Raw genomic sequence first — 20,992 nt, forward strand, 5'->3', positions numbered from 1 at the left:
AAGGGAGCCGTGACGGATGACTGCTGCCCTTGAAAGCGTTCTCATAGATCTGCGTGAGCGTATCGCGTTGTTGGAAACCGGTCATGTGCGGAAAGCCGGTTGCCTGGCGTTTGGCGTGCCAGAGATCGACGCTGTCCTACCCGGTGGCGGACTTGCATATGGTGCGCTGCATGAGTTTGCCGGTGGTGGCGCGGGTACGGTCGATGGCGCAGCCGCGGCCCTTTGTGTTGCTGGTATCGCGGCGCGAACAAAGGGACCCATTGTTTGGTGTCTGACGCGGCCTGACCTTTTCTTTCCTGCGCTTGCCCAGGTTGGCCTGCATTCTGATCGGGTGATCTTTGTTGAGTCCGACAAAGAAGAAGATGTTTTGGCCAATATGGAGGAGGGGCTGTCGTTTGGCGGTCTTGGCGCGGTCGTCGGTGAAGTCGTTCGGTTGCCGATGGTGGCATCGCGGCGGCTGCAGCTTGCGGCCGAGAAGTCAGGAACAATGGCTTTGGCGGTCCGTCGATGGCGGCGGCAAACGGAAGCTGGTGATTTCGGGCAACCGACTGCGTCGACAACAAGGTGGCGGGTGAGCGTGATGCCATCGGATGATTTGCCAGTTCCGGGTGTAGGACGGCCGCGATGGCTCCTGGAACTGATGCGCGTGAAAGCGGGTGAATGTGCTGAGTTTCTCGTGAGGGCGTCTGATGACAAGGGTTGTCTCGATATATCTACCCAATCTGCCGACAGATCGCATTCGTCGGGCCAATCCGTCCATTCCGCCTGAACAGGCTATCGCTGTGATAGCGAAGAGTGGTTCGAAACGATGGGTGTCTGCCGCAGATGCTGCTGCAAAAAAAGTGGGCGTGCATGTCGGGATGCCGGCTGCGAAAGCGCAGGCACTGTTTGGTGGTCTGATGATGGTTGATTCAAATCCCGGTTTCGATGCGGCGGCACTTGAGCGGATCACCCTCTGGGCGTTGACTCAGTATTCTCCGATAGTCGCTGTGGATGGTGCCGATGGCATCGTTATGGATACGGAAGGTGCTGACCATCTGCAGGGTGGTGAATTGCCCATGGTCACAAAGATCGCCAACCAGTTTCGTGCGAAACAGCTAACCGCAAGGGTGTCCGTTGCCGATACCTGGGGAGCTGCACATGCTTGCGCCCGTGCCATTCATCGCGAGACCGTTATCGTACCGATTGGCGAAACGGTGCGCGCCGTCGAACAATTGCCGATTTCGCAGCTGCGTCTGCCAGAGAAGATAATCGGTGATTTGCGCACGCTTGGTTTCCGAACCATAGGTGAATTGGCGAATACCCCTCGCGCACCACTGACACTGCGCTTCGGTCCGGAAATCGGCCGTCGGCTTGACCAGATGTTCGGCCGCCTTTCCGAACCGATTGAGCCCATTCGTACAGCGGACCTGATTGAAGTGAGCCGATCGTTTCCAGAGCCGATCGGTGCTGCTGAGACCATCAATAAATATGTTGGCCGTTTGGTCATCCAGCTTATTGACGGGCTTCAGAAACAGGGCCTTGGTGTGCGTCGGGCGGACCTGATTGTCGACAAGGTCGACGGCACCCGTCAGGCCATTCGGGCAGGCACTGTCAAACCGGCTCGTGATGTAGCATGGCTGACAAAGCTGTTTCGTGATCGGACAGAAAAGATCGAACCCGGTTTCGGAATTGAGAAGCTGACGTTGGTCGCTGTGATGTCTGAGCCGCTTGAGGAGGTGCAGTCCTCGTCTTCCTTTGTAGAGGAAGATGTCACTGACGTTTCGCCGCTGATAGACATCTATGGAAACCGCGGCCACAGAGTTTTTCGTGTTGCCCCGGTTGCCTCGGACGTTCCCGAACGATCTGTCGGGCGGATCAATGCCGCCGCTGAGCCGGTCGGGGTATCGTGGGTTCATCACTGGCGCAGGCCAGTGAGATTGCTCGTTCGACCGGAGGTGATCGAGGTCATTGCGCTCATGCCTGACCATCCGCCTGTTTCCATCACTTGGCGCGGCAAGCGTCGTAAGGTGAAACGGGCCGATGGACCGGAACGGATATTTGGCGAATGGTGGCAACGCGATAGCGAAATGGACGCTGTGCGGGATTACTTTGTTGTCGAGGATGACAGAGGCGAGCGCCTATGGGTGTTTCGGTCCGGTGATGGCGTCGATCCCGAAACCGGAAGCCACCGTTGGTTCATGCACGGGATATTCGCATGAGATATGCCGAGCTTCAGGTCACAACGCATTTTTCCTTCCTGCGCGGCGCATCATCGGCGCAGGAACTGTTCGATACCGCCAAAATCCTGGGCATCGATGCCATTGGTGTTGTTGATCGCAACAGTCTGGCGGGGATTGTCCGGGCGCTGGAAGCGTCGCGCGCTACCGGCTTGCGGCTGGTCGTCGGCTGTCGGCTCGACCTTGCTGACGGCATGTCCATACTCGTCTATCCGACAAGTCGAGCAGCATATTCCCGGCTCACCCGGCTAATCACGCTTGGCAAGTCCAGAGGCGGCAAGAATAACTGCATCCTTTCCTGGGACGATGTCATTGCCTATTCCGATGAAATGATCGGCATTCTCGTGCCCGATCTTGCGGACGATATCTGCGCGGTGCGCCTGCGGAAGATGGCAGAGGTCTTTGGTGATCGCGCATATGTTTCATTGTGTTTGCGGCGACGTCCCAATGACCAGATGCGGCTGCATGAAATCTCAAATCTCGCGGTGCGTTTCAGGGTGAAGACTGTTGTCACGAATGATGTGCTGTTCCACGAACCGGGCCGGCGACAGTTGCAGGATATCGTCACTTGCATCCGCAATAACACAACCATTGACGATGTGGGCTTCGAGCGTGAGAGACATGCCGATCGATATTTGAAACCGCCGGAGGAGATGGAGCGACTGTTTCCGCGCTATCGCGACGCCTTGGCACGAACAATGGAGATCGTTAGCAGATGCAAGTTCTCGCTTGAGGAACTGACCTACCAATATCCCGAGGAAGCGATTGTGCCGGGCAAGGACGCCCAGGCGTCGCTTGAACATTACGTGTGGCAATGCGTGCCCGAACGATATCCGGAAGGCCTACCGCCCGAGGTGCTGAAAACGGTACGACACGAGCTCAACCTCATCCGCATCATGAAATACGCCCCTTATTTTCTGACGGTATTTTCCATCGTGCGGTTTGCACGAAGCCAAGGCATCCTGTGTCAGGGCCGTGGATCGGCCGCGAACAGTGCGGTCTGCTACATTCTCGGCGTCACCTCGATTGACCCATCGACCAATGACCTGTTGTTCGAGCGCTTCGTCAGCCAGGAGCGCGACGAGCCTCCGGATATTGATGTTGATTTCGAGCACGAGCGGCGCGAGGAGGTCATCCAATGGATCTACAAGACCTATACGCGAGAAAAGGCAGCGCTATGCGCTACCGTCACCCGATACAGGGCAAAAGGCGCCATCCGCGATGTCGGTAAAGCACTTGGTCTCCCGGAGGACGTGATCAAGGCATTGTCATCGGGCATGTGGTCATGGTCGGAAGAAGTCAGTGACCGCAACGTGCGTGAGCTCAATCTCAATCCCAATGATCGCCGCCTGGTCCTGACGTTGAAACTTGCACAGCAACTGATAGGTGCTCCGCGTCATCTTGGTCAGCATCCCGGAGGCTTTGTCCTGACCCATGACCGGCTCGACGATTTGGTGCCCATTGAGCCTGCCACGATGAAAGATCGCCAGATCATCGAGTGGGACAAGGATGATGTCGAAGCTCTGAAGTTTATGAAGGTCGATATTTTGGCTCTCGGTATGCTGACCTGCATGGCAAAGGCGTTCGATCTCATCCGCGAACACAAGGATCTTGATCTCGATTTGTCAAAGATCGAGCAAGAGGATGCTGCTACCTACGCCATGATCCGGAAAGCTGACACGCTGGGCACCTTCCAAATTGAATCCCGTGCTCAAATGGCGATGCTGCCGCGCCTCAAACCCCGGACCTTCTACGATCTTGTAGTACAGGTAGCGATTGTCCGGCCGGGACCGATCCAGGGCGACATGGTGCATCCCTATCTGCGCAGACGTGAGGGAAAGGAGCCAGTCGAATATCCGACGCCCGAACTGGAGGCTGTTCTTGGGAAGACCCTGGGTGTGCCGCTGTTTCAGGAAAGCGCCATGCGGGTGGCGATGGTCTGCGCTGGCTTTACCGGCGGCGAGGCCGATCAGCTGAGAAAAAGCATGGCGACGTTTAAATTCACAGGTGGTGTCAGCAAGTTCAAGGACAAGCTGGTGGCGGGAATGGTGAAGAACGGTTACACGCCGGAATTCGCGGAAAAAACATTTAGTCAATTGGAAGGCTTCGGCTCTTACGGTTTTCCAGAAAGCCATGCCGCTTCTTTTGCACTGATCGCCTATGCATCGAGCTTTATCAAATGCCATTATCCCGAAGCCTTCTGTGCCGCATTGCTCAATTCGCAGCCCATGGGTTTTTATGCCCCCGCCCAGATCGTTGGCGATGCGCGCGCTCACACTGTTGAGATCCGGCCGGTCTGCGTGAACAGGTCTCGTTGGGATTGCACGCTTGAGCGCATTGGCATCACCGATCGCCATGCGGTGCGCCTCGGCTTCCGTCAAGTGAAAGGGTTGGCAAGCGCTGATGCAGCACGCATTGTTTCGGCCAGGATGGATACGTTTTTCGTCTCCATCGACGATATGTGGCGCAGATCAGGTGTTCCGACCGAAGCTCTGGTCCAGCTTGCGAAGGCCGATGCTTATCGTCCATCATTGGAATTGGAACGGCGCGATGCGCTCTGGGCCATCAAAGCACTACGCGATGAACCTCTGCCGCTGTTTGCAGCCGCAGCTGAGCGCCAAATGGTGGCGATTGCTGAACAGAAGGAGCCGGAAGTTGCTCTCAGGCAAATGACCGAAGGCCACAATGTCATCGAGGACTATGGCCATACCGGCCTGACACTGCGGCAGCATCCGGTGGCCTTCCTGCGCAAGGATCTTCAGGACAGGAATATCATCACCTGCAGCGATGCTATGACGGCGCGCGATGGCAGATGGGTCTTTACCGCCGGCCTGGTCCTTGTTCGCCAAAAGCCGGGTTCTGCGAAAGGTGTCATGTTTATCACCATAGAGGACGAGACAGGTCCCGCAAATATCGTTGTCTGGCCGAAGCTGTTCGAGAAGCGTCGCCGTATTGTGCTGGGCTCATCGTTGATGGCCATCCACGGTAAGATACAGCGCGAAGGGGAGGTGGTGCATCTGGTTGCGCAACAGCTTTTTGATCTCACCAGCGATCTGTCAGGTCTTGCAGACCGCGATACAAGTTTCAGGCTACCGACGGGCAGGGGTGATGAGTTTGCTCACGGTGGCGGTCCAGATTCACGCGAGCGGGAAAAGCCAGTCGTCAACGCCCGCGACATGTTTGTCAGGGATCTTCATTTGGATACGATTAAAGTGAAGAGTCGGAATTTTCAGTGACTTCAGCATGCAACAAGCACGGCCATGAGTCCGACTCGCCCGGGTTTCATGTTAGCGCGATGCAGCAACCTGATCGTGCTGAAGCGCAATCGCCGCCGCCCGGCGCGGGGATGGTCTCCTTGTTCAGCTCGAAGGCAATCCGCTTGGCCGATTTTCCTGCGGCATAGTCGCGGAAGATCCGGCGGATCACATCAGCCTTAAACTCGTTGATGGTCCGGTCCCCAGGGACCGGCTCACCGTTTCCGCCTCCCGACTTGCCCAATTCCACCTTGCCACGCTGTCCGCGGCGCGTCTTGTCGGCCAGGTCCTTGAGAAATAAGGCGTTCATCGTACCCTTGAGGCCAACATGCAGATGTGTGACCTCGCCCTCCGAGAGGGTGACGATCTTTACATCTGAATACGCCATGCGCTTGAACAGACCGGCGATATCCTCCTGATCGCGTGAAAGGCGGTCCATGGCTTCGGCCAAGACATAGCGGAAACGGCCACGGGTCGCGTCGGAAATCAGGGCCTGGATACCGGGACGGAGGAGAGAGGCGCCGGAGATCGCGTGATCGGTGTATTCCTCAACGACCTGCCAGCCCTGTTTTTCGGCATGAACGCGGCAGACGCGGGTCCGGATCGTTGAGCCGAAGCGTACCCCTTTGCTTTGGGCGGTTGCCAGAATTCATCGTTGCGCCGTTCGAAGCCAATTGCAAGTAGATCGGCTTCAAGATTGGCGTGAACCGAAGTATAAGCAACTGTAATCAGTGGTGAGTATTCGGCGATATCAGGCGCGCTGACGTCGGTGCAGGCGAAATCTGGCGTAGGGAAGCGCGTCATAGAAGACGGAAAACACTGACGTTGCTCTGGCCTGCAGAGACCGTCGTGAACTCGCCCTGTCATCCTGTCCTCACTTGTCGGCAATACAAATCTGGACTATATATCCAGACATAGCACGGAGGATAGCCATGGGCAATGCCGCACAGAAAAGAGCGACGCAGAACTATCGCACGCGCCTGACGCAGCGAGGCCTCACACGCTTCGAGATCATGGTGCTTGAATCCGACCGCGAACTGATCCGCACGCTTGCGCGTCGCCTGGCTGAGGAAGGCCCGGACGCGGAACGCGTCCGTTTGGCTGTCAAGACAGCTGTCGACGGCAAGCCGCAAAAGCCAGGAAATATCCTGACCGCTCTGCGGCGCTCGCCGCTGGTCGGCGAAGAACTCGACCTTTCCCGCCCCCGTGAAGAGGGGCGCAAGGTCGATCTGTGACGCGCTATCTTCTCGACACCAACATCATCAGCAACATCGTAAAGCCAAAGCCGTCGGAGTCGCTGCTGGCCTGGATGGGCGAGCAGCGCGACGAGAATCTGTTTATTGCCTCGCTGACAATCGCCGAAATCCGGCGCGGCATTCTGGAAAAGCCGCGCGGCAAGAAGCGTGACAGCCTCGACGCCTGGTTCGCGGGGCCAGAGGGGCCGCAGGCACTGTTTGCCGGTCGTATCCTGTCCTTCGACGATAAGGCCGGTCTGCTCTGGGCGCGACTCATGGCGGAGGGCAAAATGGCTGGCCGCCCCCGCAGTGGCCTCGACATGATCATTGCGGCGGTCGCAGGCGCAAATGACTGCGTTGTCGTAACGGACAACGAAAAAGACTTCATGGGGCTCCAGATCATAAATCCGCTGCGCGGCAATTTGGAGAGGGGAGAATAAAATGACGGCTGACGCACCATTGCGAAATCGTAGAGACAGGCAATGATTCATGGCGCTTTAAAAACCGCTCTCAAAGCTGAAGCCGAAAGAGCTAATCACCCGCACTTGGCCTACCCTTTGCAACCCCGGCCAGCGTCGGGCAGGCCAAGTGCCAATCTGTAATCGGGGGGTCAATATTGGATAGGTAAAGGCGGTGAATATTCCGCTCCGATTGACACATCTGGTTCACCAGATCAGGGTCGGCGTCGAGTTCGACCAGAGCCTGCTGGAAGAGTTCGATCTGCATATCGAGATCCATGCCGGGCGGACCGCTGAGGCAGATCAGGCTGCCATGGATCGCGACATCGGCATACTGCCCTTCGTTCCGGGCTTGTCCCTTGGTCCCCGGAAGTCGACCGAGTTCTTGGTGACGAAGGTCCAGTCGCCGTCCAGGATGATCGGCGTCAACTCCCAGTCTTTTACCCGGCGAGCCCTAGCCAAACGATATGGCTGGTTTCGCCGTGGTCTTTGTCGATTGCGATCTTCGCAAGCGCTGGGCTGAGACATTCGTCGATTAGAAACTTCATCCCGCCTTCCTACGGCGAGGTACGCGGCGGTCGGTGACGATGGTCGAGCCTTCCGGAAAATCTCCGGATACGCGGGGCCGACCACGGAGCGGGTTTGCTTCCGCGTAGATCGCGGCAAGGCGAACCTTCTCGGCGTCGAGGCTGGGCCAGGCGTCAAGGATGCGCTCGATCGGGCGACCGGCCGCGACTGTCGCTGAGACATCGTAGACAGGAACACGAGTGCCACGAATGACCGGCGTACCGCCGAGAGTATCGTTGGAGGTCCAAACGATTTCGCGCGCTGCTGCCAGATCGTCCAGCCGCTCGCTCGTACTCTTCACGAAGGGCAACAGATCGATGGTTAGGAACTCGTCGCGCAGCAATGCCGCCCAGGCGAGCGCACGGGAGCGCGTAAGCCGAGGGCCGGCGGTCTTAATGGTGAACAGGCACCCGCGTTGCCCACCCCTACAGGGTGCCAGCGCTGCGCTGGCCTGTCTCTCGGGACGCCATCAGGCCGCGATGGTCGCGGCTTCAAACCGCCAACGAGAGAAACCATGTCTCAATCCTCAAACAGTTCGATGTCCATCAGAAGATTGCAAACTGCATCGTGCACTCGAAACCGCAGGTGAATTCCAGCTACCCTAGATCACCGACAAGGCCGGTGGCTTCGGCAAGCCCATAAACGTCGCCAGCAAGAATGCGTACAACGGCGTCAACATCAACTCGTTGTGGGTCGCGGCCCTCGCCCACGAGTTTCCCTTCAACATCTGGGGCACATATCGTCAGTGGCACGCTCAGGGTCATAGCGTTCGCAAAGGCGAAAAGGCTTCACTGATCGTCTTCTACAAGACAATCGAAATTGGTGAAGCTGAGAAGGATGCTGATGAACCACATCAGCGCACGATTGCGAGAGCGAGCTGGGTATTCAATGCTGCGCAAGTCGAAGGGTATGACCTAATTACCTTCGATCTTCCCGATCGGGCAAAGTTTGACCCCATCGTTCGAGCCGAGGCCTTCGTGGCTGCAAGTGGAGCACGTATAGACGAGACCGGCCATGAGGCTTGTTTCATTCCAAGTGCCGATAAAGACGGGGTTTGGCCCGTCGGTCTAGACTGGCGCCAAGATGTCTTTCGGCATGGAATCTTCCATTCCGATTGACAAAATAACGGTAGAGCTGCCGGGCGGGCTTCTCGCGATATAACCGGGCGAGGTGCCATGGGTCGTGTCCCGCCACAGCTCCTGGCAATGTTGCTCCAGCCAGTCATTCAATGCCATCAGATTTGGAAAGTCTGGCATCTGTTGCCACAAGCGTGGTCGGGCATCCTGGACGTTCTTCTCGACCTGACCCTATTCCCAGCCGGCCGCTGGATTGCAGAACTCAGGTGCAAAGACGTAATGGTTCGTTATCGCGAGGAAGCGCATGTTGACCTGTCGCTCCTTGCCGCGGCCTACACGATCGACCGCTGTCTTCATGTTATCGTAAATCCCACGACCAGGCACGCCGCCGATCACGGCGTAGTCCTCACTCCAATCGAACTGGAAGGCCTTACCAGGTCGGAAAGACAGCGGAACGAATACGCCACGGCCCGTCGTCTGCTGCTCACGTAGCCGATCGGCTCGCCACTTGCGGGCGAAGGCGGCCACCCGATTGTACCAGCCCGTAAAACCGAGAGTCACCAGCTCGGCATGAAGCTGCTTCAAGGTCCGGCGCTGCTTGCGCGACTTTCCGGCCTCTGTCTTCAGCCAGGCCGCCAGTTTGTCGGGAAAAGGGATCAAGCTTGCTTGATCGTTCCGGTACCGTGAACGTCGGCTCGATTGTACCTGGGTTGAAATAGTTTGCGATCGTGTTGCGCGACAGCCCGGTGGGTCGGCTGATCGCACGGATCGACTGCTTCTCTCGCAGCGCCCTCCGACGGATGATGTTTGAAAGTCCCATGTGGATCACTCCGTTGCCCCCGTTGCTCTCCGCGTTGGGGGAAGGTTCACATGGCTCAGTTCTCAATGGAAATTATCTGCCTAACCAGCTCAGTTCTGCGTGGAAACCAACAAGCTTCTGACTACCTCGCTAAACGCGACATCTATCACTATAGTAGGCAATATAACTACTATATGGGTGTTGACATGGAAGAAGCCGTTTCAGCAGCAGATGCCAATCGCAAATTCTCTCTCATTCTGCGCGGGGTGCGGGACGGGAACAGCTATGTCGTGACCAGCCACGGTCGTCCCGTTGCGCGCATCGTTCCTGCCGACAAACGCGAAAGCGTTGTGTCCGGTGCGCGGGCGGCGCTGCTATCGCGCCTCGAACGCCAGCCTGTTGTCAGCGCCGGGCGCTGGACACGCGACGAGCTTTACGAGGACGAGCGGTGAAAATCGCGCTCGACTCCAATATCCTTGCCTTTGCTGAGGGCGTCAACGATGCCGCAAAGCGGGATATTGCCCTCGAATTGATGCGTGGCCTGCCCCAAGAGGCGGTCGTAATCCCGGTTCAGGTACTTGGGGAACTGTTCAACGTTCTTACGCGCAAGGCCGGGAGGTCGCGGGCAGAGGCTCGTGAGGCGCTTCTGGCTTGGCAGGATAGCTTTTCGGTGATCGAGACCGCGCCAGAGATGATGCAGGCCGCCGGCGATCTTGCCACTGATCATCAGTTCAGCATCTGGAATGCGGTCGTTCTCTCCGTCGCTTCGCAATCCGGGTGCCGGTTGCTTCTGTCTGAAGACCTGCAAGATGGTTTCACATGGGGCGGGGTAACGGTCGCGAATCCCTTTGTCTCTCCGCGCCATGCGCTGCTGGAATCGCTGCTGGGAGGGGAAGCCGAATGCACTCTATAGCCGCACGGCGTTATTGATCGTTTGGCGCAGCGGAAAGCCCATCGTTTCATACCTGTTTCCATCGCACGAAGAGGGAGCGGTATGGAGGAAGATGGCAGGAAGGGACCGGGCAGAGGGCGGCCCGCGAATGACAACCACTCGTCCGGTGCACAGAACGCCGAGGGCGAGAACGATGGCTTTGCGAGGCTGGATGCAGTGGTGCTGGCCATCGCCCGGCTGAGCTGCGCCTAGCCGACAACCTTCCGACTGTTCTGCAGGCGATCGTCGCCCTCGATGCCTGGAGCGAGCTTTCCGTCCTTCAGCACGTCCTTTGGCTCTGGCGCCTCCTGGCTGCCTCGATCCCGCGCCAGGTCGGCATCACCACCGGCGTGCTTCTGCTGGCGATCAATCTCGGCCTGAAGACCATCCCCGTCGATCGGCGCCGCAGTCGCGATCGGGAGAAGCGGCTGCTGGCCATCGCCTATGGTTTTTGGCGGCCGCCGAGATCGACATGAAGGAATACGACCAGCTAACGCTTGCGCGCACTCTGTTCGAGCGAAAAATTTAGGGGCGGCGAACGGCGTCAAAACTGCCGGAGCTGTCGAGCTCGTCATGGCCAAGCCGCTCGTGTCTGCCGAGATGGTGGTCAAGACACTGGGCGTCACGCCGCAGGCAGCGCAGCGGATCGTTCTGGAGCTCGGTCTGCGCGAGATGACGGGGAGGGGGAGGTTTCGGGTGTCAGGTGTCATCTAGGGAGCGTTCGGCTGGCGGCGACGAACTTCGATCGCTCATGATGCTGCCGGTGACATCACCCGCGAACGCGTCCTTACCGATCAGCCGTTCGGCCAATCGATAGGAACCAGCGTCTCGTCATTCCACCAATCATGCCTCAGGTGCCGCATAAATTCCTTGTCGTCTTCGAACCTTGCGTGGTCAGTGACGATGATCTGAATACCGCCTTCCATGTCGGCCGCCACTTTGAACAGCCAACGGTAGATGCGCTTCACCTCTTGCCAGTCCTCTTTGTCTCTCGCACCCGCGACCGACGGGAAGTAAACCTGTGATGGCTGATCAAGAACGATAAACGAGGGTAGCATAAACCTGCTGGCTTTGCTTTTAACCGCCGTCTTCATCTTTCCCGCTAACCGCGGGCAAAGTGATCCGAGATCGGCAGAAGTTGTTACTTCCGCTATGTTCAAGCGATAGTAAAATATATCGGATGGCAATCAAACTATGGCGTCCGCAGGCAGTAAAGGCAGCTTCCCGGAACTTTACGACGAGAACAGACTGTCTTCTAACGCCCTTATCGGACCCTTGATCGGTCCAGAAGTTGCCGCTATTGAAGCCAGAGTCAGCGCAATCCGCTGGATATGGTACGCAGGAGGGGGCGATTGGGCCAGGCGGTGGCGGACGTGCCATGAAAGTTGCCTTTTGTCACACGGACGTGGGGTTAGATGGCGATTTTGTTGGCTTATCCTCCGCCCTTCACCCAACGTCTTATGGGTAACAAGGACGCCGCGATCAGCGAGCCTGTCTTTAGCAATGCCAAAGCTGATCAGGAAGCGGAAATACAGCCACTCTGCGTCTGCGGTCATCCCGGCACAAAAAGAATAGCGATGATAAAGAGAGGCGCGAGAGACCACCACGTCCTCTCTCAGGTTGGCGCCAGAGTTAACGTTACAGTGCCCGTTGAAGGCCTCCAATTCTTGCCCCAATAGTTTTGTCTGGCAATCTTGTGCGATTGACCTTGGTGGAACTTTTGCGGCATCAAAAGCTCCCAGCGAACCAGCTCGATAGCGCATATCCCTAGTCCGTCATCCCTTGCGTCAAGGCTTTGGCTGTCGCGTTTGTGAGGATACTAAGAAGGACCCCGCCGATCCGTTCCTTCCTTCAAAGGAGTTGTTAAGTGGTCAACCCCCAGACAATCGAACAATGGCGGAAAGCACCGCGCCTCAACGCGTTTGCATCCTTCTTCAATAATACGGCAAGCGGTATAACCGGCGCCCCTGATCTGATGGAACCTGCTCCAGACAAAAGCCTCCTTCAGCACGATATAGAGAGCCTGGTGTTCTGGGACAGTCATCGCAAGCTTTGGGGGCATTTCGACAGCCATTACTTCGCAAGCATACCGTTCCGGCTCGAAGAGGAATGTCGTCTCGGGTCGGCAATCCTTGCCTACGGCCTCGCAGTTTGGGCACGTAAAGGGCGAGCTGCGACAGTTTATACTCTGGGCGCTGGCGAAGGCACGTTCGTGCGGACGCTGGGGAAACTCGGTGATGGCCGCCTCAAGACCCTCTGCTGTAGCCCGACAGCCGGCAATCGCGAAAGATTCTACGCAAAGCGTGGAAGTAACAATGCTCACTTCTACTACGGCCCATTCTTCGAGCTGACGAAGGAATGCTACCGGAGAAATGCCGATCTTCAAGCCTTCCGGGAAGGGTTCGATGTCTTGCTCGAAGACACGACGTTTCAGATGTATGGACCGGACCGCGACAACCAGCTGGCATTCGTGGTACCGAGGATTCGGCAAGACGGCGTGTTCATTCAGATCCAGAAACTCTCGCACGCTGACCGCGAGCAATATGATCGTCGCGAGCGCCAAAAGGATGAGGGGTTCAAGGCTCGCTTTTTCACCAAGGCACTGATCGCGTCAAAAAAAAGCGAAATCCTGAAAACCATGGCCAATTGCGAGGTTGGACTTGAGGAGACTATCGCGGCGCTGAGACAGAGATTTCGTTACGCGGTTATCACTTGGAACAGCGGCAATTTCTATACGATTGTTTCCTCCAACTCGGAGCGGTCGTTGAAGGATCTTGTCATCGCGATGATCAAGCCGGCAATCCCTGCCGAATTCTGCTATGAGAAGTTGCCTGTCACCTTGCTCAACGATGGCGTAGCAGTGCCTGACAGGGATTGGTCATGGCGATGCGCAAAATCGATCGCCGAGGAAATTCCCAAGCGTCCGCTATTCTCACCAAGATATTCGTCTCGATGATAGTTCGATCGCGCGGCTCGTTCCTTGCAAGCATGTTCTTCTTCAGTGTTGGCCGCAACGCCTTCTTTGTAACCACTGCCTGGATTATGCTGGTGACGACGAACAGCGTTCGCTCGATTGCCCTTCTCCTGATCACCGGCACAATGACTGAATTCGTGGTAAGTGGTCCATCCGGTATAATCGCCGACCGATGGAACAGACAAGCGGTTTGTGTCGCTGCCGACTTGGCGAGAGTTCTGCTGGTTGTCGTGCTGGGGATATCACTGGCAGGAGGCGTCAGCTCAAGCGCGCTCTATATAGGAATGATTGCATATTCTGCTGCTGATCGTCTCTATATGACGGCGATCCAGTCGATCGTGCCATCAATCAGCCCGCCTGGCCAGCTCGTATCCTTCAATGCCTGGTCCTATGTGTGCATGCAGGCGGGCAATTTCGTTGGTGCGTTCGCCGCCGGTGGCCTCCTCGACCTGATTTCCGGTCGCCATGTATTCTGGTTGATCGCCGCTTGCTTCCTCGTCTCTACACTCTTGATGCAGGACTTGCGGAGAATGGTACGAACAGCCTCGGAAGGGCCCGGCACGGAAGCCCTGGCGCAGCCTGCATATACGACCGAGAGCACGGCGCGGATCTGGAGAATGACTGCGCTCAGAAATCTCGCGATCATCTATGCTCAAGTCTACACGACCGGAATGCTCATCAACATCTTGCTCTCAGGCTACGTTTTACGGGAAATGAAGGGTACGTCAATCGAGTTCGGAAATCTCGAAGCCGCGTGGGCAGTCGGATCTGTTGTCGCTGGCACTCTTCTCACGACCGCTTATTTTCGCGCTCCGGTAAAAGGAGCAATTCAGTATGCGCTGTTTGCGTCAGCCCTCGGTATGTCCGCTTTCTACGCAGTTCCGTCGTTCTTTCCCGCGCTGGCCCAAATTGCCACGCTCGGTGCGGTCTACAATATCTCCAGAATCCTGATCGACGTCGAAATTCAGCGGGCCGTCACCGCCTCCTATCTCGGGCGGGTCAAAGGCGTGATCCAGTGCAGCTGCCTGGGATTTGGCCTGATAGTTTACGGAATCGTCGCAGCTTTTGGCGATTCCATCCTACCTTCAGTGATCTTCGCACATTACGGTGCGTTCATGCTGATAACAGCACTTCTCCTGTTTATGCACGGGTTATTCCGACTGCGGTTAGCCTCTCGCAAAGCGTGCTCTGACAGATGAGGACCGAAATTCAGCAGGTCGCACCAAATCTTTGTTCCAAGTCCGATGTGCTAAATACCCTTTCGTACCTGATGCCTGAAATCACACCATTCTGGACGCTGCCACTGACCGAGTATGCCCGGTTCGTCTATGATATACCCAATTATGGGGATACTGGTCGCGATCGTATGCAGGCCATGTCACTTCTTCAGGATTGCGTCGAGCAGGTAGCCGTAACAGCAGGCTTTGATCCGCAACAGGCTCTGTCTGCACGGCAGCAGCTCAGCAATGCGCCCGTGATCCAGACGGGGCCACATTGTCTCCTCGCAATCGAACCAGACGCTTTTTACACACATTTGTTCGGACTGATGGGGCTCAAAGCACATGGACGTCACTGGCATATTTCATATGCAGTTTCGACTGTAAAATTCGTCGAGAAAGCCAAGAAGGGTCCGGGATGGCTGCACCTGGAACAGGAACCGGTAAATATCTTCGGTCTCTCGCGAAGCAGGATGGTGCCCTACAGTGTTTGCGCACCGGGCGGGCCATACAGGTTTGCATTTACTGGACGCCGGGGACAGGCGCCTGCGAATGCATCCGCAGAGCGATTGAAGAGCTTGCTGCCCAGCAAAGCGTTTTTGTCCGGAGCAGAGGCTTTGAAGGCGGCGAACCAGGCCATCTGGGATCGGTGGTTTCCGTCGAATATCAACTTCCTTCAGATCGATGACATGGATATAGCCGATGTCGTGGCTTCGCATCTTGACGATCCGGATTCCTGGCTGTCGCGCTGCTATGTCGGCGATGGTGCATTCGCATCTCGGCTGCTCGCCGAATTGGACATTTTAAACACGGGGCCCTGGCGAGGATGGATCCGGCGAACGTCGGACCTCTTCTGGGGCCTGGATCGCGGCAGGATTGTTCCACTTCGCCTGCACTCGGGTGCCCTTCTAAGCGATGACCAGTCCGATTTGTCGATAGAATTCGGTGCCGCCAGCCTGCGTTCCGCGCTGCGGGAAAGACGTTTGGTGCCCAACATGCTGACATCCTTCCTCGTCACTTCCATCTTACCCGGTGTCAGAGCTCTTGGTGGCAGCCGACAGACGGTCCATTATCCGCTGATGCGCTATTTGTTTTTGCGAGCGATGGAAATGACGGGGCACGCTACGCTCGCAAGCGAACTTAAAGCTGATGTGATGCCTGGTATATGGGGACATCGAGTCCTGCACCCTGCGAATGTCGATCCTTTCGTGGAGTTGGAACAGGTTGGTCACGCGATAGACATATCCGCGCGGCTGGGAAAGCAGCCACTCATTCAGGCGTGCGGTGCGCTGGCGAGCTTTACCGAGGATCGAATCTGGGCAGATCTCTCAGCGGGAATTGCGGATTGCGTCATCAACGCAGAAGCACCGGAATGGGCCTGCAGCTAATTGGGGAGAACGCGAACGCTTCATGATCTGGTTTAGCTTTCCGTGCGGGCCACGTTGCGAGTGGATCGGCAATAGAAGCGTAAATAGCCTAACTCAGTGCGGCGATCTTATCTCGGGATCGCGGCCGTCTGCACTGTGTGTATACCCTCCCCAATATTGTTGGATCCATCAAGGTTTCAGCCACCGTTCTACACCAAGGATCACGGGCCGCGGCTTGGATTGATAGGCGCGTGACCAATGCCGGATGCAACCTGCAGACTCAGGCAGACAGGTACGGGCGCACGATTCTGCCTATTCTTCAGCTGTGGCTCATGCGTCAAGTTGGACGTCTCGCGACATCGATCCTGCGGCTACTGTCGCCTGACTGCACGCAGGCGGCGATGTGGTCGCCTAAGCGCGTATCGCCAGAAACCGGTCATGAGTCCGATGGACGGCTGGTCGAGCAGCACCAGCCTGAAGAGGTCGGCGCGGCACTTGAACAGGTTTGTGAACGAGAGGTGGTGAGGAAACAGTGCGGTTCGCCGGAACCCACCCAATCAAAGGTTTTTTTGATCGTTGTCTTGATCGCACCGTCCTCGTTCTCGCTGGCTGCGGGAGCCGCCGGACGGACCTGACCCGGATCCAGACCGGCAGCAGCCTCCATGCTGAAAGCGATACTTGGTCAAACAACTATTTGGACACAGCGTGTTTTAAGCGGGTCGATTTGGCGTGATGCTGCGCGAAATATTGCGCCGGTGTCGTACCAAGCGCTTTCTTGAACATCGTTATGAAAGCATTGACCGATTCATAGCCGAGTTCGCCGGCAACAGCCTGCACGCTTGCGCCACTCGCCAATTGCCGAAGCGCTAAAACCAGATGCAACTGCTGGCGCCAGCGGCCGAATGTCAATCCTGTTTCCACAAGCATCAGACGCGCCAGTGATCGCTCGCTCATGGCGACCTGTTTCGCCCATTCACCCAGCGTGCTGCGATCTGCGGGATTGACGGTCAGGCCGGCCGCGATCGTTTTGATCTTGGCATGGCTGGAAACCGGCAGGTTGAAATGCTCGCGTGGCATCATTGCCAATTCATCAAGCACCACACGCGCAATGCGGGCAGCATGGCTATCCCAACGATAATCCGCATGTTCCTGCGCCAGCCGATGCACCATTTCCCGGATCATGGGAGAAATGGAAACGGTGCAGCATTGTTCTGGCAGAGCGGCTGCATCAGGCTCGACAAACAGATAATTCAGCCTCGCATTGGCTGTCGCCTTCGCACTATGGGGTATCCGACCCGGTATCCAGACCCCGCAATTGGGCGGCACGATCCATATTTCTTTGTTTGTGGTGCAGGTAACCGCGCCACGCAGCGCAATAATCAGCTGGCCCTTGCGATGGCTATGGATCGGGACTTCCGCCTGGTAGTCGCAAAAATCAAGTTCCCGCGCAAGCACTGGCAGATCGCTGAGATCAGGGTCATAGGAAAGATTGGCGGGTTGCAAGCGATCCATCATTGGCAGGATTGAGATATTTTTTGTCAGGATAACGAATTTATTTAGCTTTGCAATGCCGCGATATTTCCCCGCATGAACGCAATTGCTCATTTTCACAAACGGTTTCTAAGCATCGGCACCTGGTGGCGGCCAATGGTTGCGCGCTTCCTTAGCTCCCCCGCCATCAAGGCAGACGCCAAAGCGCTGGTCTTTTCGATCAGGAGTTTTGCTGCGGCAATGCTCGCCTATTACCTATCGCTGCACATCGGGCTTTCGAAACCATCCTGGGCCATCGTCACCGTCTATATCGTCTCACAGGCTTCTGCCGGCGCATCGCTTAGCCGCGGCCTTTATCGTCTGGTTGGAACGACGATCGGGGCGATCGCCACTGTTCTGATTGTTCCCAATTTCGTCAATGACCCGATCCTGTGCAGCATCGTTCTCGCCTGCTGGATCGGATTGTGTCTCTATCTGTCGCTCCTCGACAGGACGCCCCGTTCCTACGCCTTTGTGCTCGCCGGCTATACGGCGAGCCTGATCGGATTCCCAAGCCTGCTCGATCCGGCGACGATATTTGATGTCGCCTTGATGCGTGTGCAGGAGATTTCTATTGGCATTCTCTGCGCCGTTCTCCTGCACCGCTTCATCTTGCCCATAAGCGCCAGTGATCAGTTTGCGGCTAAACTCAAGACGACATTAAAGGATGCGCGCCAGCTGGCGGTCGACGCGCTTGGCGGCATGATGGCCGCAGAAATTTCTCGCGACAGCAAGTTGCTTGCCGTCGATCTTCTTGTCCTGCAAGGGCTAACCGCACATCTGCCTTACGATCCCGCACCGTTCACGCCCGAGCGACAGAAATTGCGGGTCTTGCACGATCGCCTGGCGCGCCTGCTCCCGCTTTGCGCGGATATTGCAGACCGGCTTCATGCCCTGAACGATGACGAGGAACCCATACCGGCTGATCTGGCTGATCTGCTGCATGCGATCGCGGGATGGATACAGGCACCGCCTCTGTCCAAACAGCATGATCCAGCGCGCGGCTTGATCGACAAGGCTTCATCGCTGAAGCAATGCGCAGAACAAGGACCTTTGTTGTCTGATCGGCGGATCGTCGCCAATCTCGCGGGTCATCTGGCTGAACTGGTCGCACTGCTTTCCGATTGCAATGGGCTCCAACACAATCTCATGGGTGCTGGTCGCCTTTCCCAACTTCACGGAGCGCGCTTTGGCACAGGATACGTCTATCACCGCGACCGGTGGATGGCAGCCCGTGCTGCCATCGGGGCAATGACCGCTATCCTGATCGGCTGCGCTTTCTGGATCTTATCCGCCTGGTCGGAAGGTGGCATGGCCCTTTCCATCGTCGGGGTATGCTGCACCTTGTTTGGAAATTTCGATGCACCGGCACCCTTCCTCATGAAATATATCAACGGCCTGGTCTATGGTGTTGCCATCAGTCTTCTCTATAGTTTCGTTGTCTTGCCGCAGGTTACCGATTTCAGCATGCTGATGGCCGTGCTTGCCCCTGCATTTCTGCTTGCCGGCTCATTGCAGGCACGTCCACCCACCGCTTTCATGGCACTGGGTATCACCCTGACCATCCCGATATTGGGGGGGCTCAACCCAGCCTATGACGCCAATTTTGCCCAGTCGCTCAATGCGGTGCTTGCAGTGTTTGCTGCTACCGGTTTCGCAGTGTTCAGCATGACACTGTTTCAAACGGTCGCTGCTGAGCGTGCCATCAAGCGTCTGCTTCAGATAAGCCGCCAGGATGTCCGCCGCAGGGCTCTGTGCCAGAAACCAGATGCCAGACATCACTCTGCATCGAACTGGACCAGCCTGATGATCGACCGGACCGCTCTGCTGCTGCCGCGTCTTCAAGGGGCAAAGAATTCCTATTCAGATGTGCTCGACGACACCCTTCATCATCTTCGCATTGGTCATGCCGTCATGCAGATCACAAAAGCGTGCACGGGATTGCAGGGGGAAACCGCCGCCGGGATCAAAAAACTCCTGTCGGATATCGCAGGGTATTTCGATGGCAGGCATCGTTGCGACCTCAGACAGGCCCTTGATCTGGAAAGTCAGATCGACAGGCTGATGGCTGCAAATGCGAAGCCCGCCGATGAAAAGCAGGTCCTTCTCATCGACCTCCTTATTGACCTTCGCTTCGCTCTCGGGATTGGTTTGAGGATGAAGGCCAGGCGATCATGATCACCGATTTCAACAGTGGCGGTGTCCTGCTTCCCGGCCTTCTGGTGCTGGCGATTGCAGCCCTTGTCGTCACCATGGGCATTTTGCAGTTGCTGGCCACGATCGGTCTGTTGCGTGCGCTCGCCCATCGCCCGCTCATCGAACTTGCCGTTTTCATCTTCAGCTATGCTCTGCTCTTGCAGGCCCTAACCGCTTCCGGTTCCTTCTCATGAATTCGCTTCTATCCTTGTCAAGCCGTTATCTCCTCACACTCTGCGTTGTTGCCCTTGCTGTTTTCGTCGCTTTCCATCTCTGGCAACGATACGAAAGCATGGCCTGGACGCGCAACGCTCGCGTCAGCGTGGATGTCGTGCAGATCGCACCGGAAGTTTCCGGCACAATCCGTTCGGTGTCCGTACACGACAATCAATATGTCCATCGCGGTGATATCCTCTATGCGATTGACCCCGAGCGTTTTCGTCTCGCGGTGATCAATGCGGAAGCGGAGGCGGAGGCCAGACGTCAGGATATGCTGATAAGACAGGCGACCGCCAGAAGACGGAGCAGACTGGGCGACATCGCCTCACAGGAGGTCATCGAGCAGGCGGCGGGCGAGGCGGCGCAGGCAGCCGCAGCCTATCAAGGTGCGAAGGCGGCCCTTGAACTTGCGAAACTCAATCTCGCGCGGACCACGATCCGATCTCCTGTCGAGGGCTATGTGACGAACCTGCGCTTGCGCGGCGGTGACTACGCCAATGCCGGCGAGACCAAGATTGCCATCATTGATTCAGCGAGCTTCTGGATTACCGGCTATTTCGAGGAAACCAGATTGAGGCGGATCCATATCGGTCGCCGCGCACGCATGAAACTCATGGGGTTCGATCAGCCGGTGACAGGCCATGTCGAGAGCATTGGCCGGGGTATTGAAGAGGATAACGGGGCGCCAGGCCATCTTGGGCTTCCCAATGTTGAGGCTACATTTTCCTGGGTGCGCCTCGCCCAGCGCATCCCTGTTCGTATTCATATCGATAGGGTCCCTGCCGGGGTTGTGCTTGTGGCCGGAATGAGCGCACAAGTGGAAATCGCTGCCGCGGAGGATGACGGTTCGTCTTTTATGAAGCGTGAGCGGTGAGCCATCGTCAGAGGGACCTGTGCTGGCTATCCCGCTTGCCAATCAGCACGCCGATCATATGCGATTAATCCAGGCA

At 56.9% G+C, this 20,992-nt stretch carries 19 protein-coding genes and 5 pseudogenes; 18 read left to right on the top strand and 6 right to left on the bottom strand.

Features of this window, described 5'->3' with window-relative positions; genetic code table 11:
• Window positions 1-16 precede the first annotated feature (16 nt).
• From ABWV94_RS22830 to ABWV94_RS22840, 3 genes are read left to right on the top strand one after another with little or no spacing between them, the layout of a single operon-like run.
• Window positions 17-769 (top strand): ImuA family protein, encoded by a 753-nt coding sequence (locus tag ABWV94_RS22830; RefSeq protein WP_353415477.1) that lies wholly within the window; start codon window positions 17-19, stop codon window positions 767-769.
• A complete protein-coding gene (locus tag ABWV94_RS22835) occupies window positions 690-2,201 on the top strand; it encodes a Y-family DNA polymerase (protein WP_353415478.1) in 1,512 nt (503 codons plus the stop codon). Before ABWV94_RS22830 ends, ABWV94_RS22835 begins: the two co-directional genes overlap by 80 nt.
• A complete protein-coding gene (locus tag ABWV94_RS22840; RefSeq protein WP_353415479.1) occupies window positions 2,198-5,455 on the top strand; it encodes an error-prone DNA polymerase in 3,258 nt (1,085 codons plus the stop codon). The genes ABWV94_RS22835 and ABWV94_RS22840 overlap by 4 nt, the downstream gene beginning before the upstream one ends.
• An 88-nt stretch (window positions 5,456-5,543) precedes the next feature.
• Here ABWV94_RS22840 and ABWV94_RS22845 read toward each other — a convergent pair.
• A pseudogene (locus ABWV94_RS22845) lies at window positions 5,544-6,068 on the bottom strand (recombinase family protein); the annotation flags it as partial.
• Window positions 6,069-6,405: 337 nt separating this feature from the next.
• Between ABWV94_RS22845 and ABWV94_RS22850 the strand changes: the two are divergent.
• The 4 genes and pseudogenes from ABWV94_RS22850 (at window position 6,406) to ABWV94_RS22865 (ending at window position 7,689) form a co-directional block, all read left to right on the top strand.
• The gene (locus tag ABWV94_RS22850; RefSeq protein WP_353415480.1) at window positions 6,406-6,708 is read left to right on the top strand and encodes a hypothetical protein; all 303 of its coding nucleotides are present in this window, start codon (window positions 6,406-6,408) and stop codon (window positions 6,706-6,708) included.
• A complete protein-coding gene (locus ABWV94_RS22855) occupies window positions 6,705-7,148 on the top strand; it encodes a type II toxin-antitoxin system VapC family toxin (protein WP_353415481.1) in 444 nt (147 codons plus the stop codon). The genes ABWV94_RS22850 and ABWV94_RS22855 overlap by 4 nt, the downstream gene beginning before the upstream one ends.
• Before the next feature lie 5 nt (window positions 7,149-7,153).
• Window positions 7,154-7,228, top strand: a pseudogene (locus ABWV94_RS22860) (ATP-binding protein); the annotation flags it as partial.
• A 113-nt stretch (window positions 7,229-7,341) separates the two neighbouring features.
• The gene (locus ABWV94_RS22865) at window positions 7,342-7,689 is read left to right on the top strand and encodes a hypothetical protein (RefSeq protein ID WP_353415482.1); all 348 of its coding nucleotides are present in this window, start codon (window positions 7,342-7,344) and stop codon (window positions 7,687-7,689) included.
• A 21-nt stretch (window positions 7,690-7,710) separates the two neighbouring features.
• On the opposite strand, the pseudogene ABWV94_RS22870 reads toward ABWV94_RS22865, so the two are convergent.
• Window positions 7,711-8,139, bottom strand: a pseudogene (locus tag ABWV94_RS22870) (DUF433 domain-containing protein); the annotation flags it as partial.
• 199 nt (window positions 8,140-8,338) lie between these two features.
• Here ABWV94_RS22870 and ABWV94_RS22875 point away from each other — a divergent pair.
• The gene (locus ABWV94_RS22875; RefSeq protein WP_113497681.1) at window positions 8,339-8,851 is read left to right on the top strand and encodes an ArdC-like ssDNA-binding domain-containing protein; all 513 of its coding nucleotides are present in this window, start codon (window positions 8,339-8,341) and stop codon (window positions 8,849-8,851) included.
• 33 nt (window positions 8,852-8,884) lie between these two features.
• Here ABWV94_RS22875 and ABWV94_RS22880 read toward each other — a convergent pair.
• Window positions 8,885-9,629: pseudogene (locus ABWV94_RS22880) on the bottom strand (IS21 family transposase); the annotation flags it as partial.
• Between the two features lie 185 nt (window positions 9,630-9,814).
• Between ABWV94_RS22880 and ABWV94_RS22885 the strand changes: the two are divergent.
• The 3 genes and pseudogenes from ABWV94_RS22885 to ABWV94_RS22895 form a co-directional block, all read left to right on the top strand.
• The gene (locus tag ABWV94_RS22885; protein WP_353415498.1) at window positions 9,815-10,060 is read left to right on the top strand and encodes a type II toxin-antitoxin system Phd/YefM family antitoxin; all 246 of its coding nucleotides are present in this window, start codon (window positions 9,815-9,817) and stop codon (window positions 10,058-10,060) included.
• Complete coding sequence (locus ABWV94_RS22890; RefSeq protein WP_353415483.1) at window positions 10,057-10,521, top strand: PIN domain-containing protein; 465 nt, start codon at window positions 10,057-10,059, stop codon at window positions 10,519-10,521. Before ABWV94_RS22885 ends, ABWV94_RS22890 begins: the two co-directional genes overlap by 4 nt.
• Window positions 10,522-10,742: 221 nt before the next feature.
• Window positions 10,743-11,253: pseudogene (locus ABWV94_RS22895) on the top strand (DUF1612 domain-containing protein); the annotation flags it as partial.
• 80 nt (window positions 11,254-11,333) lie between these two features.
• Here ABWV94_RS22895 and ABWV94_RS22900 read toward each other — a convergent pair.
• Entirely contained in the window at window positions 11,334-11,597 is a 264-nt protein-coding gene (locus ABWV94_RS22900; RefSeq protein WP_353415484.1) for a DUF3732 domain-containing protein, read from the bottom strand.
• 174 nt (window positions 11,598-11,771) lie between these two features.
• Entirely contained in the window at window positions 11,772-12,302 is a 531-nt protein-coding gene (locus ABWV94_RS22905) for a hypothetical protein (protein ID WP_353415485.1), read from the bottom strand.
• Between the two features lie 104 nt (window positions 12,303-12,406).
• Here ABWV94_RS22905 and ABWV94_RS22910 point away from each other — a divergent pair, with 104 nt between their 5' ends.
• The 4 genes from ABWV94_RS22910 to ABWV94_RS22925 all read left to right on the top strand — a co-directional run bounded on the left by ABWV94_RS22910 (window position 12,407) and on the right by ABWV94_RS22925 (window position 16,732).
• Window positions 12,407-13,495 (top strand): class I SAM-dependent methyltransferase, encoded by a 1,089-nt coding sequence (locus ABWV94_RS22910; RefSeq protein WP_353415486.1) that lies wholly within the window; start codon window positions 12,407-12,409, stop codon window positions 13,493-13,495.
• The gene (locus ABWV94_RS22915; protein ID WP_353415487.1) at window positions 13,420-14,712 is read left to right on the top strand and encodes an MFS transporter; all 1,293 of its coding nucleotides are present in this window, start codon (window positions 13,420-13,422) and stop codon (window positions 14,710-14,712) included. Before ABWV94_RS22910 ends, ABWV94_RS22915 begins: the two co-directional genes overlap by 76 nt.
• The gene (locus ABWV94_RS22920; RefSeq protein WP_353415488.1) at window positions 14,709-16,118 is read left to right on the top strand and encodes a hypothetical protein; all 1,410 of its coding nucleotides are present in this window, start codon (window positions 14,709-14,711) and stop codon (window positions 16,116-16,118) included. The genes ABWV94_RS22915 and ABWV94_RS22920 overlap by 4 nt, the downstream gene beginning before the upstream one ends.
• A 311-nt stretch (window positions 16,119-16,429) precedes the next feature.
• Window positions 16,430-16,732 carry a hypothetical protein gene (locus ABWV94_RS22925; protein ID WP_353415489.1) on the top strand — a complete coding sequence of 101 codons (303 nt, stop codon included), beginning with the start codon at window positions 16,430-16,432 and terminating at the stop codon, window positions 16,730-16,732.
• 55 nt (window positions 16,733-16,787) lie between these two features.
• Here the strand turns inward: ABWV94_RS22925 and ABWV94_RS22930 are convergent, their stop codons facing one another.
• Window positions 16,788-17,609, bottom strand: a complete 822-nt coding sequence (locus ABWV94_RS22930; RefSeq protein ID WP_353415499.1) for an AraC family transcriptional regulator — start codon at window positions 17,607-17,609, stop codon at window positions 16,788-16,790.
• 135 nt (window positions 17,610-17,744) lie between these two features.
• Between ABWV94_RS22930 and ABWV94_RS22935 the strand changes: the two genes are divergently transcribed.
• From ABWV94_RS22935 to ABWV94_RS22945, 3 genes are read left to right on the top strand one after another with little or no spacing between them, the layout of a single operon-like run.
• The gene (locus tag ABWV94_RS22935) at window positions 17,745-19,805 is read left to right on the top strand and encodes an FUSC family protein (RefSeq protein ID WP_353415490.1); all 2,061 of its coding nucleotides are present in this window, start codon (window positions 17,745-17,747) and stop codon (window positions 19,803-19,805) included.
• On the top strand, window positions 19,802-20,017 hold the full coding sequence (locus tag ABWV94_RS22940) for a DUF1656 domain-containing protein (protein WP_113497699.1): 216 nt from the start codon (window positions 19,802-19,804) through the stop codon (window positions 20,015-20,017). The genes ABWV94_RS22935 and ABWV94_RS22940 overlap by 4 nt, the downstream gene beginning before the upstream one ends.
• The gene (locus ABWV94_RS22945; protein WP_113497701.1) at window positions 20,014-20,916 is read left to right on the top strand and encodes an efflux RND transporter periplasmic adaptor subunit; all 903 of its coding nucleotides are present in this window, start codon (window positions 20,014-20,016) and stop codon (window positions 20,914-20,916) included. The genes ABWV94_RS22940 and ABWV94_RS22945 overlap by 4 nt, the downstream gene beginning before the upstream one ends.
• The last annotated feature ends 76 nt before the right edge of the window (window positions 20,917-20,992 follow it).

It is taken from the genome of Brucella sp. NBRC 12953, from assembly GCF_040369775.1.
In the GTDB taxonomy this organism is placed as follows: Bacteria; Pseudomonadota; Alphaproteobacteria; order Rhizobiales; family Rhizobiaceae; genus Brucella; species Brucella pseudogrignonensis.